The sequence below is a fragment of the Bradyrhizobium sp. SZCCHNR3119 genome (assembly GCF_032487775.1).
Classification (GTDB): Bacteria; Pseudomonadota; Alphaproteobacteria; order Rhizobiales; family Xanthobacteraceae; genus Bradyrhizobium.
In genome coordinates this window covers 84,287-102,498 of record NZ_JAUEUV010000002.1, presented here as the reverse complement: position 1 = coordinate 102,498, position 18,212 = coordinate 84,287, and the positions used below count along the sequence as shown (strand labels likewise).

Here is an 18,212-nt window from a genome sequence, read left to right as displayed (position 1 = left end):
TGCCGAAATGTTAAGTCCGGTTCTGCAGCTGCGAATGGTGGGTGCAAGGCTACTGCGGAACCGCAGGCGCCGCCGGTTGAACCGCCCCTTGTCGTGCACCAGCCCCGCCCGTGCGCGACGCCGGCTTCCTGGCAGCCGGCTTTGGAGCGGGGGCGCTCGCGGTCGGCTCCGTCGCAGCCGCATTGGCGTTGGCCGGTGGCGCGTCTTCCGGCTCGACCGTGTCGTTCTGGGTCTGCTTCTCCATCGCCCGCAGCCGGGCGACGTTCTTCTGGTGCAGGTCGTAGGTCTCGGTGAAGGCGTGGCCCCCGCTGCCGTCGGCGACGAAATAAAGGTCGCGCGTGCGCGCAGGATTGGCGGCGGCTTCGAGCGAGGCACGCCCTGGATTGGAGATCGGCCCGGGCGGCAGGCCCTCGATCACATAGGTGTTGTAAGGCGACGGCTGCGTGATCTCGCTGCGCTTGATCGGTCGTCCTAACGTGCCTTTGCCCCCAACAAGACCGTAGATGATGGTCGGATCCGACTGCAGCTTGATCCTCTGCTTCAATCGATTGACGAACACCGCAGCGACACGGCTGCGCTCGTCCGGCTTGCCGGTCTCCTTCTCGACGATCGAGGCCAAGGTGACCAATTGCTCCGGCGTCTTGATCGGAAGGTCGGGGCTGCGGCGCTCCCAGATCTCGGCAAGAACGCGCTTCTGCGCCTGCTGCATGCGCTGGATCACCTGATCGCGGCTGGTGCCGCGCGGAAATTTGTAGGTCTCCGGCAGCAGAGTTCCCTCGCGCGGAATTTCGCGCACGCCGCCGGAAAAGATGTCGCTATCGGACAACCGGGCCACGATCTGCTCCGAGGTCAGCCCCTCGGGAATCGTGACCGAATGCTGCACCACCTTGCCTTCGACGATCACCCCGATCACGTCGCGCAACGATGCGTTCTTCTGGAAGGCGTATTCGCCCGGCTTCAGGTCCGAGCTCGCCTTGAGCGCAAATACGCTGCCGATGAACACCCAGGGATTGACGTCGATGACGCCCTCACGCGTCAGCACGTCGGCGATGTCGCGCTTGCCGGCACGCGCGGGGATGTTGACGATCTTGTCTTCCTGCAGCGGACCGGGCGCTTCGATGATCTGCCGGCCGTAGTAGTAGACGGCGCCGGCTCCGATCATCGTGAACAACAGCAGAGTAATGATGGCGTTGCCGACGACCACAAACGGATTGCGCGCCCGATCCGAACGCCGCGGCGGTGGCGGAACCTGCTCCGGCTCGAGCGCGGCGCGCGGACTGCGGGGCGAGATGGGCGGCCGTTCACTCATCGATGCAACCTTCAGTCCTGTCGCCAAGTGCGGCGAATTTGAAGTTCCGACCGGTTTCTCAGCGCGTTCTTCATCGGAACTTCAAATCCTAAGCCGCACTCGATTCAGGTGGTTCTGCTAGCGCTCTACGGTTCCGATGTCGCAAACGAATCTAACCGCGATAAGATGCGAACCTCGGAATCGAAACACTAGTCGTGGCTTGCGATTCCTCACGCAAGCGACCCGAACTCTACGCCCACCTAACGATTCGTTGTCGAATACGGCGAAACGGTGGTTGCGCCGCGCATCGACCTAGCCGCGCATCGACTTAGTTGACGACCCGTCGCAGGATCAGAGAGGCGTTGGTGCCTCCAAATCCGAACGAGTTCGACAGCACGATGTTGATCTCGCGCTTGCGTGGGGCCTGCGGCACGAGATCGATCGCTGTCTGCACCGACGGGTTCTCGAGATTGATGGTCGGCGGCGCGATATTATCCCGAATCGCCAGAATGCTGAAGATCGCTTCGACGGCCCCGGCCGCACCGAGCAAATGGCCGATCGAGGATTTGGTCGAGGACATCGTAACCTTCGAGGCCGCGTTGCCCAGCAATCGCTCCACCGCACCGAGCTCGATCTCGTCACCAACCTGGGTCGAGGTGCCGTGGGCGTTGATATAGTCGATATCGGCAGCGGTGATGCCGGCCCGTTTCATCGCCGCACTCATGCTGCGGAAGCCGCCGTCACCGTCGGGCGCCGGCGAAGTGATGTGATAGGCATCGCCAGAGAGGCCGTATCCCGTCACCTCTGCGTAGATCCGTGCCCCCCGCGCCTTGGCATGCTCGTATTCCTCGAGCACCACGATGCCGGCCCCCTCGCCCATGACGAAGCCGTCACGATCCTTGTCATAGGGCCGCGACGCTCGCTCTGGAGTATCGTTGAACGCGGTCGACAGTGCGCGCGCAGCGCAGAAGCCCGCGATACCGATCCTGCTGATCGGCGATTCAGTGCCGCCCGCGACCATCACGTCCGCATCGCCGAGTGCGATCAGACGGCTGGCGTCGCCGATCGCGTGCGCACCGGTCGAACATGCCGTGACCACGGCGTGATTCGGCCCCTTCAGGCAGTGCTCGATCGAGACATAGCCGGAGGCAAGATTGATCAGGCGCCCGGGGATGAAGAACGGCGAGACCTTGCGCGGGCCGCGTTCCTTCAAAAGAATTGCCGTTTCGGCGATGCCCGTCAGTCCACCGATGCCGGCGCCAATCATGGTGCCGGTAGCACAGCGGTCCTCTTCGGTCGCCGGATGCCAGTTGGCGTCGTCGAGCGCCTGGCGCGCCGCAGCCATCGCGAAGATGATGAAATCGTCGACCTTGCGCTGGTCCTTGGGCTCCATCCACTGGTCGGGATTGAACGTGCCATCGCTGCCGTCACCCCGCGGCACCACGCAAGCAATCTTGCTGGGCAGATCGGACACGTCGAACGTCTCGATCCTGCGGGCACCGCTCCTGCCTTCGAGGATGCGTTTCCAGGTCGTTTCAACACCGCAGCCGAGTGGCGACACCATGCCGAGGCCCGTAACGACAACCCGCCTCATCTTTGTTTTCTCCAGACCGGGCCTGAGGCGCGACCGCGTCCAATTGATCGAAAGCGCGCGTCAGGCTGTTGTTTGCTGTGCATCACGTAACGGAAATTGCGCCGCTTCCGGATCGCGCAGCCCGCCAATAGCAAGAAACCGGTCGGCCGCATGCAACGGTCCGGCCGGTTTCGCTTGAGATCGCCGAGGCGTCAGCTCTTGGCGTTCTTTTCCAGAAACTTCGTGGCGTCGCCGACGGTCAGGATGGTCTCCGCCGCGTCGTCCGGAATCTCGCAGCCGAATTCTTCTTCGAAAGCCATCACAAGCTCGACCGTATCGAGGCTGTCAGCGCCGAGATCGTCAATGAAGCTCGCGTTGTCGACCACTTTGTCGGGCTCAACACCGAGGTGCTCGACCACGATCTTCTTTACCCGCTCGCCAATCTCACTCATCGTCCAAACCTCGTGCTTGTTCCCTTAAGATCCGACCCCCGGATGATGGCGTCATCCCGGCTGGTAAACTTCCTTCGCGATCGCGCAAAACAGATGTGCCCCGCAGTGAGCCCCTTTCCGAAATCCGCCGACCCCTGCGGACCAAGACTTCGGAAGCGGGACCACCACAAACTCCATAAATCCAGTGCACCTCCGATTGATGGTCCCGCAGAGGGACCTCAGATCGGTCGCACCAGCCGACGGAAGGCCCGGCGAACGACGGCAAGCTTCGCCCCGCCAATATACAGGGTTTGGAAATCCTGCAATGGCGTTCTTTGTCCCTCCGTTGGCGGTTCGGTTATCATACCCACAAAACCTTCATTATCAGGACGGCCTGGGACGTCTTTTCGCCGCATTCGTCCCAGGGACCATCCAGATGCCCGGCGGCTCAGATCATTGCCATTCCGCCATTGACGTGGATGGTCTGCCCCGTCACGTAGCCGCCCTCGTTCGAGGCGAGATAGACCGCAGCTGCAGCAATATCCTCGGGCGTACCGAGACGTGCGGCCGGAACCTTGGTCAGGATGGCTTCCCGCTGCTTCTCGTTGAGCGCGTCCGTCATGGGCGTCTTGATGAAGCCTGGGGCGATGCAGTTGGCGGTCACGCCGCGCTTGGCGTATTCGGCCCCGAGCGTCTTGATCATGCCAATGATTCCCGCCTTGGAGGCGCTGTAGTTGCCCTGCCCGGGATTGCCGGTCACCCCCACGATCGAGGTGATCGCGATAATTCGGCCAAATCGCTTGCGCATCATCAGCTTGGTGGCGGCGCGCGCCAGGCGAAAGGTTGCAGTCAGATTGACCTTGATGACCTCGTCCCAGTCTTCGTCACGGAGTTGGACGAACAGGTTGTCGCGGGTGATGCCGGCATTGGCCACCAGGATATCGAGCTGTCCCATGGCCTGCTCGGCAGCAGGGACCAGTGCCTCGACCTCGGCAGTGTCCGAAAGGTTGCAGGGCAGCACATGAACACGCTCACGGAGCTCGCCAGCCAGCGTTTCCAGCACCTCGCGCCGCGTACCGGAAATCGCAACCGTGGCGCCCTGCGCATGCAGCGCCTTGGCGATCGCGTTTCCGATGCCCCCGGTTGCCCCAGTGACCAGCGCGGTCCTGCCACTCAAATCGAACATCCAACTCTCCTCAACGCCGCGTCAGTTGCGGCCGCACTTACGCCGCCGTCGCGGCGATCAAAGCATCTTTCGCAGTCGCGATGTCGGCAGGTCCCCCAACAGCAATTCCAACCGCCCCATCTGCAATACGCTTGACCAGGCCGCTCAGCACCTTCCCGGCTCCGATCTCGAAGAACCGGGTGACGCCCTGGGCGGACATATAGGCGATCGACTCGCGCCAGCGCACCGTCCCCGTCACTTGCTCGACCAAGCGCCTCCGGATCTCGTCGGGATCGCTGATGGGCGACGCCAGGACGTTGGAAACCAGCGGCGAAACCGGCTTGTGGATCGTCACCTTGGAAAGAGCTTCGGCCATGACCTCGGCGGCCGGCTGCATCAACTTGCAGTGGAACGGCGCGGACACCGGCAGGAGCATTGCGCGTTTGGCCCCCCTGGCGCGGGCAATCTCCACCGCGCGGTCGACGGCGGCCTTATTGCCCGACACCACGACCTGGCCCGCACCGTTATCATTGGCGGCTTGGCAGACCTCGCCTTGCGCCGCCTCCGCGGCCACGGCCACGGCGACTTCATACTCCAACCCCAAAAGCGCGGCCATCGCCCCCACCCCGACGGGTACCGCCTTCTGCATGGCCAACCCACGGGTCCGCAACAGCCGGGCCGTGTCGGCAACCGTCAGGCTGCCCGCCGCAGCCAGCGCCGAATATTCGCCGAGCGAATGCCCAGCAACGAACGCCGCATCCCGGCCAACGGAAAAACCCGCCTCCGTTTCCAAGACGCGCAATGCCGCGAGCGACACGGCCATCAACGCCGGCTGCGCATTCTCCGTCAATTGCAGGGTCTCAGCCGGCCCATCCCAGATGATCGCAGTCAGCTTCTCGCCCAGCGCGGCATCGACTTCGTCGAACAGGGCACGCGCCACCGGGAAATTGTCGGCAAGGGCCTTGCCCATGCCAACCGACTGAGAGCCCTGCCCCGGAAAAGTAAATGCTGCCGTCATCGGCCGCTCCTCGAAACGTTCCGAAATCCCTAGAATCCGCTAAATTTGGAATCCGCTGACTTTGGCCGGAAAGACACCGCCGGAGGCGCGGATGTCAAGCGCATGTCACGTTTCAGCCGCTCTCCCCCCACCGAATCAGGCAGGATTCCCTTGCCATCGGGCCGAAAATGGGTATAAGCGCGCCATCCGTGGGTCCCGAGCCGGGAGCTGAACGGACGGTCTCAGCAAAATCACCTCGATCAGGCGACTTTGATGTGGCAGGGCCAGTCGGCCCGTCGTCCCGTGTTTCCGCCTTCCGAGCTGACGTCTACGAGTCCTTTCCATGAAGGGCTCGAAGGGCTTGACGCCGGGCTCCGCGCCAACTTGGAAAGGACATCCATGCCGCTTTACGAGCATGTCTTTCTCGCGCGTCAGGACGCGAGCACCCAACAGGTGGAAGAACTGACGACCCAAATGACCGGCATCGTCGAGGGACTCGGCGGCAAGGTCACCAAGACCGAGAACTGGGGCGTTCGCTCGCTCACCTACCGCATCAACAAGAACCGCAAGGCTCATTTCGTCCTGCTCAACATCGACGCACCGTCAGCGGCGATCGCCGAGATCGAGCGCCAGGAGCGCATCAGCGAGGACGTCCTCCGCTATCTGAGCGTCCGCGTCGAAGAGCTCGAGGAAGGCCCGTCGGCCATGATGCGCAAGGCTGACCGCGATCGCGAGCGCGATGACCGTGGCGGCGGTTTCCGTGGCGATCGTGACGGCGGAGGCTTCCGCGGCGATCGCGATGGTGGCGGTTTCCGCGGCGATCGCGGCCCGCGCCGGCCCCGTGACGAAGAAACTCCGGACGAGGAGTAAGAACAATGGCTGAAGCTCCTGCACGTCGCCCCTTCTTCCGCCGTCGCAAGACCTGCCCGTTCTCGGGTCCCAACGCGCCGAAGATCGATTACAAGGATTCCAAGCTCCTGATGCGTTATGTGTCCGAGCGCGGCAAGATCGTGCCGAGCCGGATTACCGCGGTATCGGCCAAGAAGCAGCGTGAGCTTGCGCGCGCGATCAAGCGCGCCCGCTTCCTCGGTCTGCTGCCTTACGTCATTCGCTAAGACGTCTGCAGTCGGCGGCCGCGTAGGCTGCCGACTGCATCTCACTTGCTCATAAGGCTTCCGGATCGTCCGGTCGCCGATGGTTGGGGTCAAGCTGACCTCTAACCGCTCGAAAGGAGCGGGACAGCTGATGATTGGACTGTTCGCCATTGCGCTTGCGGCCGGCGCTGCGTCGGCCTTGATGTTCGCCTCGATCATTTCGGGCGCGCTGATCTCGCTCGTGCTCTATTGCCTGGCTCCGCTGCCCCTGATGGTTGCGGCGATCGCCTGGGGCCCGCTTTACGCCGCGATTGGCGGCATTGCGGCCGCGACTTGCCTCGGCGCAGCGGTCAGCTTCTCCTACTGCATTGCTTTTTCCATCGCGGTGGCGTTGCCGGCGTGGTGGCTCGGCCATCTTGCCCTGCTCGGACGTCCGGCCGACAACCATGCCCCTGGGGCGCCACTTCAGCCGGCAGACGCTGCAGCCGCCTTTCAATGGTACCCGATCGAGCGCATCCTGCTTTGGATCGCCGGGGTTGCTTCACTGACGACTTTTGCCGCCCTGCTCACACTCGGCAGCGACGCCGCGACAATCACCGGCACCTTGCACCGGGCGCTCTCGCGCGTCGCAAGCGCGGCGGATTCGCCGATATCGGCAGATGCCGATCAATGGATCGATGCGCTGATCAAGGTCGCGCCGGCCTTTGCCGCTATCTTTGCCACGGCGACTTTGACCGTGAACCTATGGCTGGCCGCCAAGATCGCCGCGACCTCCGGCCTGCTCCGTCGTCCCTGGCCCGACCTCCGCAGCGTCGCCTTGCCGCCGCTGACGGTCGCTGCACTGTTTGCGGCGATCGGCTTCAGTTTTGTCGGAGGTCTGGTCGCGATCATCGCAACGATCGTCACGTCGGTGCTCCTGGCGGCCTATGCGCTGACCGGTCTTGCAGTGCTCCATACGCTGTCGCTCACCTGGAGCGCCCGTCCGCTCTGGCTCGGCCTGATCTACGCGCTCATCTTCACACCGATCTGGCCGATATTGTTTTGCGCATTAGCCGTGCTCGGCCTCGCCGATCTTGCATTTGGGCTACGCCAGCGATTTTGGCAGCGCCGGCCGCCACCTTTGCCAGTCCCCTAACTTCAACCCTCGAACCTGAACAGTACGACAAGGAGAATACCGATGGACGTCATTTTGTTGGAACGCGTCGCCAAGCTCGGCCAGATGGGCGAGATCGTAAAGGTGAAGGACGGCTTTGCCCGCAACTTCCTCTTGAAGCGCAAGAAGGCGCTTCGTGCGACGGCCGAGAACAAAGCCAAGTATGAGGGCATGAAGGCCGAGCTTGAGGCCAACAACATCAAGGCCAAGTCGGAAGCGAGCAAAGTCGCCGAGAAGATTGACGGGCGCGACATCATCATCATCCGCCAGGCCTCCGAAGCCGGCCAGCTGTTCGGCTCGGTCTCCGTGCGCGACATCGTTGTGGCGCTTGACGCGGATGGCATCACCGTCAGCCGCCCGCAGGTCTGGCTCGACGCTCCGATCAAGGCGATCGGTCTGCAGAAGGTGACGATCGCTGTTCACCCGGAAGTCGAGGCATCGATCACCGTGATCGTGGCTCGCAGCGCCGACGAAGCCGAGCGGATCAAGCGCGGTGAAGACATCTCGACGCGCCAGGAGGATCTCGATGCAGCGGCCGAAGCGCTAGAGCATTTTTCGATCAAGCTGGTTCGTATCCTGCAGCTTTGAAGTAGTTGGCGCATTCGGCTGGTTTGAAGCAGTCGAGGCAGCGCCCGATGGCGTCCCATAGGCCATCAACAGTCCGTTCTGCGGCCGCCCTGAGAAGCGCTTTGAGCTTGGAGAAGGCATTTTCGATGGGATTGAAGTCCGGACTGTAGGGCGGAAGATAGAGCAAGTGCGCTCCGGCGGCTTCTATCGCCGCTCGTACGCCCGCGCCTTTGTGGCTGCTGAGATTGTCCATCACGACGATGTCGCCTTGCTGCAATTCGGGAACGAGAACATGATCGACATAGGCTTGGAAAGCCTCGCCGTTGATCGGGCCATCGAGCACCATCGGTGCCGTCATTCCCGATTGACGCAGGCCAGCGACGAAGGTCGTCGTCTTCCAATGACCATGTGGAATTGAAGCCCGCAGGCGCTCGCCGCGAGGGGCGCGACCGCGGGTCCGAGCCATATTGGTCGAGGCCCAGGTCTCGTCGATGAAGACAAGCTTGGTGGCGCTCAATTCGGTCTGCTTGCACGCCCACTCTTCCCGCTTGCTCAGGACATCAGGCCGCTCTTGCTCGGCGGCGTGCGCTGTCTTTTTTTAAACGTGATTTTTCGACGGGCGAAGAAGCGGTGCAGTGCAGAGACGCTGAAGCTGTGCCCTTTGGCCACGAGGGCCATCTTCAATTCCTCCAGCGTCATATCGGACTTGTCAGCAACCAGCGCCAGAATGACATCGGCCTGCGCCTCAATCGCCTTCGAACGCTGATCGCCGCCCAGCTTCTTTGGCGCGACATCGCCAGTTTCCTCTCCCTGCGCGACCCACCGGATCGCACTTGATGCGCTCACCTGGTAATGGGCCGCTGCCTGCCGCCGCGACATGCCGCCCTTGACCGCTGCGACAACCCGCTTCCGAAGATCGACCGAGCAAGAGCCTGCCATCGCTTGCCTGCCTCCTTTGCCTGCAAGCAATTTGAAGCAGACCAGAGCCAATTTGGGAATCCCTCTCGATTCAGCTCGATCGCAAACCGCTCTAGCGGCCGCCGGCGAGTTCTTCGATCCGGAAGCCCAGCAAGAGGATGTTGTCCCGGCTGGCGAGTCCGCGTCATAGTTTTCTCAAAGCGTGTCAAAGCAAGAGCCCGGCCTCGACGGCCGGGCTCTTTTACGTTCTGCGTAATCGCTAATATTTGCCTGACAACGGCCACGCCCTCAATGCGAGGCCGGCGATGACGGGACGGCCGGATCGCTCGCTGCGCTCGATGGCGGCGGTGCAGTCGGGATCGATTGTGTGACCGTCGGCGCAGCGGCCGGCGGCACCGGATCGGCCGGCTGCACGGCTGACTCCCTTGTCTTCGAGCTCTCGGTCGCGGGCGCCTCAACCTTCGGCGTCTCCACACGATCCACTGACCCCGTATTCTCAGTCCGCGACGGCTCCGTCTTCGGAGCTTCCAGCGCAGCGTCGGACGGCTGCCCGGCCGATGCATCGGGCTTTGAAGCGTCGTCGCCGGACGGCTTGCCGTGTTTCCGCTTGGTGACGGACCTGCGGCCCTCGACCGCGGGATGTTCGGCCGCAGGCTGCTGACCGTCGGCATCGGTCCCCGCCTGCGTCGCAGCCCCATGCCGCGACATGCGCTTGCGGTGGCCGCTGCGCGGCGCCGGCTCGTTTTGCGAAGCCGCTCCCTCGGATTCCGGAGCAGCTTCACGCACCTCCGACGCGGCGGCCGGATGGTGTCGGCGCCCGCGCCGCGAAGGTTGCGCTTGTTCGGGGCCGCCCGGTCCCGTCTCCGAACGAGACTCCGGTTTCGGATCCGGCTTTGCTTCCTTGCCGTCCTTGCCTTTGCCCATGTAGCGGGCGTCGGTTGCCCCGTTCGACAGCAGGTAGTTGGCGAGCACGCCGGCCATCTCGGGACTCGTCGTGTAGTGCTGACGAAGGAAGCCCGGCAACGATCCCGGTGCAGTGCTCTTCACGAGGCCCCGCGGACTCTTATGGCAAGCCACGCAAGTTCCGGCGAAGATCTGCGACGGGCTCTTGCCAGCCTCGAGATTTTCCTGCGCCTGTATCGGCCCTGCCATGCAGAGCGTAAGCATCACCGCGCCCAAACCCAGCGCCCGGCCCACCATTCTCGTTCTCCAGCTGCGGTCCCGACCGCGCGCCTCGCGATCGTTCAAGGGAATAGTCGCGCCCGTGCTTTCGCTCACCATCATGGCGAAGATCAAATCCGAAACCGCCTCAAATTCATGTCTTTGCCGGCGATCCCTCATCCCTCACATGCGCGTGCCGTGAGGAGCGATAAGCGCGGAGCGCCGCATCGGCGCTTGCGGCGTCACCTTTTAGCGCAATATCGTGCGAAGGAAAGCGCGCAGATGCGGTACGGGCGAATGTCACTTTTGGAATATCCGCTTTGTCTGCAACGCAGTACCGTCCGAACTGGGAGCTTACTATCATAAAAATCTGTTGAAAGGGAACCAATCGGTTCCCAACGCGTCGAGTGCGACGGCCGGGAAAGTCAGCATCTCACGGGATAGCTCGTTGGGTGGTGTAGATGGACCGTTTGTTGCGTAGCCTCTTGAGGGGCTTCATCCGCCGTGGTTCGGTCGAGTTCACGACCGCGGACGGCGTCAGATTCCGCTGCGGCGATGCCGCAGAAGCCTCCGTGGCTGCGCGGTTTCTGACCCGGCAAGCCCAACGCAGGTTGATCACCAACCCGGAGCTCGCGCTGGGCGAGATATACATGGACGGCAGCTTCGTCATGGAGCGCGGCTCGATTGCCGACCTGCTTGCGATCGTGATGGACCAGCCCGACGTGCTGCCGCGCTGGGCCAAACTGCAGTGGTGCTTGCGCTATCTGACCCGGCACTTCGGGCAGTTCAACTTCCGTGGCCGCTCCCGTACCAATGTCGCGCATCACTACGATCTCGACGGGCGGCTGTACTCGCTGTTTCTCGACGCCGATAAGCAATATTCCTGCGCCTATTTCGAGACGCCGGACACGACGCTCGACGACGCGCAGCTCGCCAAGAAGCGCCATCTCGCCGCGAAGCTCTTGCTCGACAAGAGCGACCGGGTGCTCGACATCGGCTGCGGCTGGGGCGGGCTCGGCCTGTATCTTGCGGAGACTGCCGGCGTCGATGTCACCGGTGTGACGCTGTCGACCGAGCAGGTCCAGGTGGCCAATGCCCGCGCGGCCGAGAAGAGTCTGAGCGACCGGGCCCGCTTCATCCTGCAGGACTATCGCGACGTGCCCGGCCCGTTCGACCGCATCGCTTCGGTCGGCATGTTCGAACATGTCGGGGTCGATTTCTACGAGACCTATTTCCGCCGCTGCGCCGAATTGCTCTCCGACGATGGCGTCATGGTGCTGCATTCGATCGGCCGCTCCGAAGGACCGGATGCCACCAATCCGTGGATCGCGAAATACATCTTCCCCGGCGGCTATATCCCGGCATTGTCGGAAGTGCTGCCGGCGATCGAGCGCGCGGGGCTCCTGGTCTGCGACATCGAAATCCTCCGCCTTCATTACGCCGAAACGCTGAAGGCGTGGCGGGAGCGTTTCATGGCGCGGCGCGAAGAAGCGGTGCAGCTCTATGACGAGCGGTTCGCGCGGATGTGGGAATTTTACCTGGCCGCATCGGAAATGGCCTTCCGCAAGCAGAACATGATGAACTTCCAGATCCAGCTCACGAAGCGACAGGACGTCGTGCCGATAACCCGCGATTACATCCCGCATGAAGAGGCCCGCTTGCGTGCGCGGGAGCGCGGCAGCCGCCCCGTGCTCAAGATGGCCGGCGAATAGTCACACCGTCCTGCCGGAAGTCCCGCGTGCGGCAGTTCGCGGGCTCGTTCGACCCAAAATCCGATGCAGTGAACCGCGGGCGAGCCTGGCTGCCGCCGGCGGGCGCAGCAGTTGCGCCCGCAGCGCCTCCGGCGTCGGGACCGGTTGGGCCGAGGCACGGGACTCCGCGACGTCATCGAAGGTGCGCACCAGCAGGGCCAGCCAGCTCCGGCTCTGCCGCTCCGACCGCCAGTTCCGAAATCGGCGCTTCATCTGCCGCCTCCTGCCCGCGGGAACGCCCTGCTCCCAAAGAAATACCGGTCCGTGTGAACTGGCTCACAGAGAATGCCGGCGCCTTTCCGTAAAGCCTGCGGAATGACGCGGAACACGCACCAGACCATGCTGGACCCCCAGACCGACTTCAGCACCGATTACGCGCTGATCGCAGCTGGCGTGGGCGCTTCCCTCGTCGCGTTGCTCTATCTCCTGCTTGTCTGAGCCGGCCGAACGATCCGCCACGAGGTTAACGAGACCTTTCAAACATTGGTCGGGGCGAAACGTTCCCGGTTCAGATCGGCGGGACCAATTCCCAAACTCGTGACGCCTCCTGCATTGCGCGGAACTTACCTCGGCCTGCTCCGGTCAAGCTTGGCATCCGGCGAAGCCGGATTCATCCACCGCTATTACCCGGCGGTGAATATCGGCGAGCTTTCGCTTTCGCTTCGGTGAGGACGGGCGCTTTATCGCCTCCCCTCGAAAGCTGTTAAACACGCTGTCATGGCCGCCACTGATTCGAACGTTCTCAAACTGTCGCCCGACGCCTCGGCGCCAACCTATCGAAGCGCACCGCACAATATCGAAGCGGAGCAGGGTCTCCTGGGCGCCATCCTGGTCAATAACGACGCGTTCTACCGCGTCTCCGACTTCCTCGAGCCGAAGCATTTCTTCGAGCCGATCCACCAGACCATCTTCGAGACGGCCTCCAGCCTGATCCGGATGGGCAAGATCGCCACGCCCGTGACGCTCAAGACCTTTCTGCCCGCGGATATCGACATCGGCGGCATGACGGTCGGCCAGTATCTGGCACGGCTCGCGGCGGAAGCGACCACCATCATCAACGCCCAGGATTATGGGCGCACCATCTACGACCTGTCGCTGCGCCGCGACCTGATCGGCATCGGCGAGGACATGGTCAACGTCGCCTATGATGCGCCGGTCGATTTTACACCGCGCACCCAGATCGAGGACGCCGAGCGCAGGCTGTACGAGCTGGCGGAATCCGGCCGCTATGATGGCGGCTTCCAGAAATTCTCCCAGGCGCTCACGGTCGCCATCGACATGGCCGCCAAGGCCTTTCAGCGCGACGGCAAGCTGTCCGGCATCTCGACCGGCCTGCGCGATCTCGACGCCAAGATGGGCGGCCTGCAGCACTCCGACCTGATCATCCTGGCCGGCCGTCCCGGCATGGGCAAGACCTCGCTCGCCACCAACATCGCCTACAACGTGGCGCAGGCCTATCGCGGCGAGCTGCAGCCCGACGGTTCCATGAAGGCCGTGAATGGCGGCGTGGTCGGGTTCTTCTCCTGCGAAATGAGCGGCGAGCAGCTCGCCACCCGTATCGTCGCCGAACGCAGCGGCATCCCGTCGAGCCTGATCCGTCGCGGCGGCATCACCGAAGCGGATTTCGAGAAACTGCGGGAATGTTCGATCGAGCTGCAGTCCCTGCCCTTCTATGTCGACGAGACCGGCGGCATCTCCATTTCGCAGGTGATGGCCCGCGCACGGCGGCTGAAGCGGCAGAAGGGGCTCGACCTGCTGGTCATCGACTACATCCAGCTCTTGAGCGGCTCCGGCAAGCGCGGCAACGACAACCGCGTGCAGGAGATCACCGAGATCACCACCAGCCTGAAGGCGCTGGCCAAGGAGCTCAACGTCCCCATCATCGCGCTGTCGCAGCTCTCGCGCCAGGTCGAGAACCGCGACGACAAGCGCCCGCAACTTTCCGACCTGCGTGAATCCGGCTCGATCGAGCAGGACGCCGACGTCGTGCTGTTCGTCTACCGCGGAGAATATTATCTCGCCGCCAAGGAGCCGCGCCCGGGGACCGAGGAACACGCCAAGTGGCAGACCGAAATGGAATTGGCTCTCGGCAAGGCCGAGGTCATCATCGGCAAGCAACGTCACGGCCCCACCGGCACGGTTGAATTGCACTTCGACGCCTCGGTCACGCGGTTCGGTGACCTCGCTCATGATGGCATGGCACCCAGCCACGATTACTAACCTTGCGCGGTTGAACGGGAACGCTGCGGCGCGTAAAAGCCCTACATGACAGTTCCAAGCCCGAAACCGGCCGGCGACGTGGACGCGCCGGCGCTCGAACCGGATCACGTGCCGCCCAGCGCCACCGGCGTTTTGACCGTCGATCTCGATGCGCTGGCGGCGAACTGGCGCAAGCTGGAGAAGACCGCGGTGCCGGCGGAATGCGCCGGCCTGATCAAGGCCGATGCCTATGGTTGCGGCACGGCGCCAGTCGCACGCGCGCTTGCCGCCGCCGGCTGCAAGACCTTCTTCGTCGCCACGCTGTCGGAGGCGCGCGCTGCCCGCGCTGCGCTGCCCGACGCGGCCGCGCTCTATGTGCTCAACGGCTTCTTCCAGAACACCGGCGACGAGTACGCAAAATACAATTGCCGGCCGGTGATCGGCGACCTTCATGAACTCGCCGAGTGGGACATGTTCTGCCGCCGCACCGGCTGGAACGGCGGCGCCGCCATCCACATCGACACCGGCATGAACCGGCTTGGTCTCACCATCGGCGAGGCGCAGAGCATCGTGCCGCGGATCCGAGCCGGCGACCACGGCATCACTCTGGTGATGAGCCATCTCGTCTCCGCCGAGCAGCTCCACGCCCCTGTCAACGCACGCCAGCTCGCCGCCTTCCGTGAGATCGCCAGTGAATTCACCGGCGTACCGGCCTCGCTGGCCAATTCGTCGGGCACGTTCCTCGGCGCACAATTCCAGTTCGATCTGGTGCGGCCGGGCGCCGCGCTTTACGGCGTCAACCCGACGCCCGAAGCCGACAACCCGATGCAGCCGATCGCGGACATCAAGGCCCGCATCGTTCAACTCCGCGAACTCGAGCGCGGCGACACCGTCGGCTACGGCGGCACCTGGACCGCGCGCCGTCCGACCAGGATTGCGGTGATCTCGGCGGGTTATGCCGACGGCTATTTCCGCGCCGCCGGCTCCAACGACGGCACCCGCGGCGCCGACGTGATCATCGCCGGCAAGCGCTGCCCGATCGCCGGGCGCATCTCGATGGACCTGATCGCGGCCGACATCACCGATGTGCCGCCGAAAACCATCAAGCGCGGCCATATGGCCACCCTGCTCGGCGAGGGCATCACGGTCGACGAACTCGCGCATCATTTCGGCACCATCGGCTATGAGGTGTTGACCAGCCTCGGCAAGCGCTACACCCGCGTCTACAAGGGTGAGCCGGATGCGGCGCAGGGCGCGTGAGGACATCACGTCCTCCTGCCGATTGAAGCTGCCATTCGTCCTGTCATCATCACCGGGCATAGCTGCGCGATCTCGCGGCGCCTTGCGCCCGAGAGATGCATCCTTCAGGTCCCTCTTCAAATGCGAGGGCGCAGGGAAGGCCGGGCGCTCGCCGCCCCATGGCCCGCCTGCAGCAAAAAAGCAGGCGGCAGTCACCACAGGATCGGCCGAGACATCCCGGCCTTCCCTGCGCGACGGTTTTAACGGCTGTTTCGCGTTCTCCCCGGTGCGCCGGGCTTTCTGGCCACCGTCATCCGCGCGAGGCAGAGCCTCGTCGCGAACTTGATACTAGCGTCGGAGTATCAGGACCGCGCGACTTGACCGTACGCCTCGAAGACCGTTCGTCCGACGGTCCCAAAGCGTCCATCACAGCCCGCCTCTACGTATCGTGACGACGCGTACGCCCCTCTGCATGAGGCGGGTTGCTGGTAGAGAACCACGATTTCTGAAATTACGAAATAGAAATATTTTTCGTCGGAGATCTGGACAGGCCGAGTCACGTTGAAAACGCAGGCGAACTTCGTGTTTTGGCGCGTGCGATTTTGGAGCTCTTTCTGCTTCGCATGATTTCCGGCCGACGAATGTCACACTGCATTCGTTGGCTGACGCGGGAGACCGCCGTGCCATGCGCTGCGGTGATCGCTCTCAGGGAACCGCGATATGTGAACGTACTCGAATAGCCCTGCCCGAACGGCTTCTGCACATGGCAGCATGCTCGCAGTTGGTCTGGTGGGCATCGAGATCGTGAAAACATCAGGCAGAGACCGCCGCATCTCGCTGCGCTCATGCGTGCTACGTCCAGGCTGGCGCCAGAGCCGGAGCGTTATTGCCCGATGCCAAATCCGCCGGGCTCCACATCACCGGGTGCAACGGGCGGTGCGTATGGGCTCGTGTCGACCCGGTCGTCCTCGGGACGATAACGGTAGCGAGGAACGATATTGTAGTCGGGAATCCAATAGGGATCTCGCCTCACCACGGGCACTATGACCAGCCTGTGCTGCCAAACCGGCCTGTGCAGCGCAGGTCGAACCTCAACTCGCGGGCTGGCGGCGGCTGCAGCACTGAGCACCACCACCGTCCCCAGCGCCAACGTGACGGTCGTCATTCTCATGCGGTTGGATCTTTCCTGGCCAGAGAGCCAAGTCAACGAGCCCCGTTCATGATCGTTCCGGAGTACGTCGAGGTTTGATCCAGGACCGGACGACTACTCCTCCAGGTCCTCAAAGCTGCGGACGTCCTCGGCGCGACGTGCAAGCTCATCGAACCGCATTGCGGCCTTCAACAGCGCGTCCCTGGTTTCGCCGTGACTTGAGGGTTTCGCCGTGACTTGAGCTTTCCGCCTTGGCCCGGAACTGTTCGGCTCGTTTGCGAAAATGTTCGGGTGAATAGCTGCACTCAATTCCCATGACGCTCCCTCAAAGGCCCATTCGTTCTGGGCCTTGGCTGCGCCGGATTCACCATCGCATCTCTCGGTCCAATCTTGCGGAACGTGCGCGCCGGGAGAGTCAAAAAACAAAACATAGCTATCTCAACAGCTTAATGGCAACCTCGTCACATTCGGCAGATTGTGACCCAACCTGGGTTAATGTATCTAATGAGCTTAGTTAGCTAATGAGCTTAGTTAGTACGGCCTCGACGAACGCTATTATCTTCGGCGTGGATCGTCCGACGAGGTCCGCTTCAGAATGATCGTCGGCTTTCCGCGCTGGCCGGATGATTCTCCAGCCAGCCATGACTTGCAAAAGCGGGTCCGCGTCGGGAATTAGGAACTTCGTAGCGCCCGCCTCTGTTGCCGGACATGTCAGCCGTGGCAAACCTGCTCATGCGAAGGCAGAAGCTGCTCGAGCAGCTTGAGAGTGCCACAGCACAGCCCGACCGCGAGGAAATCGAACGTCAACTCGAGCAGATCGAGACGGCGCTGGAATTGCTCGAGTGGTTACCGTCGAGCAAGGATCCGGGCAAACCGTGATGTCGATCCCCCAAATCTCGCTGCAACAAGTCCTTCTGCAACGCGATCCAACGGGCTTGAAGCGCTCGATGATAACTATATTTGCGGTCCCTGCTTGCAATGCGGTTATGCGTCTATATATTAGATTTATTCGATCAGCCGCTGTGCCTTGTTGAATGCGCCCGCGGGCTCCTTTCCCAAAGACATCGTCGAAATTGAATTTGTTCGCGCGATAACCGCACGACGAACGCGCGTGTGCGCTTTGGAGAAAAGAATGACAACGGGTACTGTGAAGTGGTTCAACGGCCAAAAGGGCTTCGGGTTTATCCAGCCGAACGACGGCGGCAATGATGTGTTCGTGCACATCAGCGCGGTCGAACGCGCCGGGCTTTCCGGGCTGGCCGAGGGCCAGAAGCTGACCTTCGAGATCAAGTCCGATCGGATGCGCGGTAAGGTCAGCGCGGACAATCTTTCGCTGGCATAAAAAAGCAGCGCCTTTCCACGGATGTACTGGAAGGCGTTACGCCCGCTCAACCCCTGGGGTTGAGCGGGTTTCTGGTTTTGGACGGTTTGGGGTTTGAACGGCGGGCGGCCGCCTCCTAGAAGCTGATAAAGGATATAGCCGCCAACCGCGCTCCTGATCCGATTTTAGAACTTGAGGCTGTCAC

At 62.8% G+C, this 18,212-nt stretch carries 19 protein-coding genes; 10 read left to right on the top strand and 9 right to left on the bottom strand.

Features of this window, described 5'->3' with window-relative positions; translation table 11 throughout:
• Positions 1-49 precede the first annotated feature (49 nt).
• From mltG to fabD, 5 genes are all read right to left on the bottom strand, one after another.
• Complete coding sequence (gene mltG / locus QX034_RS27770; RefSeq protein ID WP_315704207.1) at positions 50-1,309, bottom strand: endolytic transglycosylase MltG; 1,260 nt, start codon at positions 1,307-1,309, stop codon at positions 50-52.
• Between the two features lie 307 nt (positions 1,310-1,616).
• Complete coding sequence (gene fabF / locus QX034_RS27765) at positions 1,617-2,882, bottom strand: beta-ketoacyl-ACP synthase II (RefSeq protein ID WP_316196149.1); 1,266 nt, start codon at positions 2,880-2,882, stop codon at positions 1,617-1,619.
• Positions 2,883-3,073: 191 nt separating this feature from the next.
• The gene (locus QX034_RS27760; protein WP_008969609.1) at positions 3,074-3,313 is read right to left on the bottom strand and encodes an acyl carrier protein; all 240 of its coding nucleotides are present in this window, start codon (positions 3,311-3,313) and stop codon (positions 3,074-3,076) included.
• Positions 3,314-3,740: 427 nt separating this feature from the next.
• On the bottom strand, positions 3,741-4,478 hold the full coding sequence (fabG, locus tag QX034_RS27755; RefSeq protein WP_316167459.1) for a 3-oxoacyl-[acyl-carrier-protein] reductase: 738 nt from the start codon (positions 4,476-4,478) through the stop codon (positions 3,741-3,743).
• 37 nt (positions 4,479-4,515) lie between these two features.
• Positions 4,516-5,475 carry an ACP S-malonyltransferase gene (gene fabD, locus QX034_RS27750; RefSeq protein ID WP_315704210.1) on the bottom strand — a complete coding sequence of 320 codons (960 nt, stop codon included), beginning with the start codon at positions 5,473-5,475 and terminating at the stop codon, positions 4,516-4,518.
• Between the two features lie 378 nt (positions 5,476-5,853).
• Between fabD and rpsF the strand changes: the two genes are divergently transcribed.
• The 4 genes from rpsF to rplI all read left to right on the top strand — a co-directional run bounded on the left by rpsF (position 5,854) and on the right by rplI (position 8,289).
• A complete protein-coding gene (gene rpsF / locus QX034_RS27745) occupies positions 5,854-6,324 on the top strand; it encodes a 30S ribosomal protein S6 (RefSeq protein WP_315704211.1) in 471 nt (156 codons plus the stop codon).
• 5 nt (positions 6,325-6,329) lie between these two features.
• Positions 6,330-6,569, top strand: a complete 240-nt coding sequence (gene rpsR / locus QX034_RS27740; protein WP_008963441.1) for a 30S ribosomal protein S18 — start codon at positions 6,330-6,332, stop codon at positions 6,567-6,569.
• 130 nt (positions 6,570-6,699) lie between these two features.
• Positions 6,700-7,683, top strand: coding sequence for a DUF2232 domain-containing protein (locus tag QX034_RS27735; protein WP_315704212.1), 984 nt, complete (start codon positions 6,700-6,702; stop codon positions 7,681-7,683).
• A gap of 42 nt (positions 7,684-7,725) precedes the next feature.
• A complete protein-coding gene (gene rplI / locus QX034_RS27730; protein WP_316196147.1) occupies positions 7,726-8,289 on the top strand; it encodes a 50S ribosomal protein L9 in 564 nt (187 codons plus the stop codon).
• Here rplI and QX034_RS27725 read toward each other — a convergent pair.
• Together QX034_RS27725 and QX034_RS27720 are read right to left on the bottom strand one after the other, a co-directional pair.
• Positions 8,261-9,207, bottom strand: a protein-coding gene (locus QX034_RS27725) for an IS630 family transposase (protein ID WP_315727984.1) whose coding sequence is annotated in 2 segments (ribosomal slippage) — positions 8,261-8,859 and positions 8,859-9,207 — 948 coding nt in all. Because the reading frame shifts where the segments join, the coding sequence is not laid out codon by codon here. The two genes, rplI and QX034_RS27725, sit on opposite strands and share 29 nt — an antisense overlap.
• Positions 9,208-9,474: 267 nt before the next feature.
• The gene (locus tag QX034_RS27720; RefSeq protein WP_315704214.1) at positions 9,475-10,386 is read right to left on the bottom strand and encodes a hypothetical protein; all 912 of its coding nucleotides are present in this window, start codon (positions 10,384-10,386) and stop codon (positions 9,475-9,477) included.
• A 422-nt stretch (positions 10,387-10,808) separates the two neighbouring features.
• Between QX034_RS27720 and QX034_RS27715 the strand changes: the two genes are divergently transcribed.
• Positions 10,809-12,059: a cyclopropane-fatty-acyl-phospholipid synthase family protein gene (locus QX034_RS27715; RefSeq protein WP_316189334.1), complete on the top strand. Its 1,251-nt coding sequence runs from the start codon at positions 10,809-10,811 to the stop codon at positions 12,057-12,059.
• Here the strand turns inward: QX034_RS27715 and QX034_RS27710 are convergent, their stop codons facing one another.
• Positions 12,060-12,311: a hypothetical protein gene (locus QX034_RS27710; protein ID WP_316189335.1), complete on the bottom strand. Its 252-nt coding sequence runs from the start codon at positions 12,309-12,311 to the stop codon at positions 12,060-12,062.
• A 102-nt stretch (positions 12,312-12,413) separates the two neighbouring features.
• Between QX034_RS27710 and QX034_RS27705 the strand changes: the two genes are divergently transcribed.
• From QX034_RS27705 to alr, 3 genes are all read left to right on the top strand, one after another.
• Entirely contained in the window at positions 12,414-12,536 is a 123-nt protein-coding gene (locus tag QX034_RS27705) for a hypothetical protein (protein ID WP_315704306.1), read from the top strand.
• Positions 12,537-12,815: 279 nt separating this feature from the next.
• Positions 12,816-14,318: a replicative DNA helicase gene (locus tag QX034_RS27700; RefSeq protein ID WP_315744440.1), complete on the top strand. Its 1,503-nt coding sequence runs from the start codon at positions 12,816-12,818 to the stop codon at positions 14,316-14,318.
• A gap of 45 nt (positions 14,319-14,363) precedes the next feature.
• A complete protein-coding gene (alr, locus tag QX034_RS27695) occupies positions 14,364-15,557 on the top strand; it encodes an alanine racemase (protein WP_316196146.1) in 1,194 nt (397 codons plus the stop codon).
• An 862-nt stretch (positions 15,558-16,419) separates the two neighbouring features.
• Here the strand turns inward: alr and QX034_RS27690 are convergent.
• Entirely contained in the window at positions 16,420-16,707 is a 288-nt protein-coding gene (locus QX034_RS27690; protein ID WP_315744436.1) for a hypothetical protein, read from the bottom strand.
• Between the two features lie 696 nt (positions 16,708-17,403).
• On the opposite strand from QX034_RS27690, the gene QX034_RS27685 reads away from it, so the two are divergent.
• Complete coding sequence (locus QX034_RS27685) at positions 17,404-17,565, top strand: hypothetical protein (RefSeq protein WP_315744520.1); 162 nt, start codon at positions 17,404-17,406, stop codon at positions 17,563-17,565.
• Positions 17,566-17,818: 253 nt separating this feature from the next.
• Positions 17,819-18,028: a cold-shock protein gene (locus QX034_RS27680; protein ID WP_315704220.1), complete on the top strand. Its 210-nt coding sequence runs from the start codon at positions 17,819-17,821 to the stop codon at positions 18,026-18,028.
• Positions 18,029-18,212 lie beyond the last annotated feature (184 nt).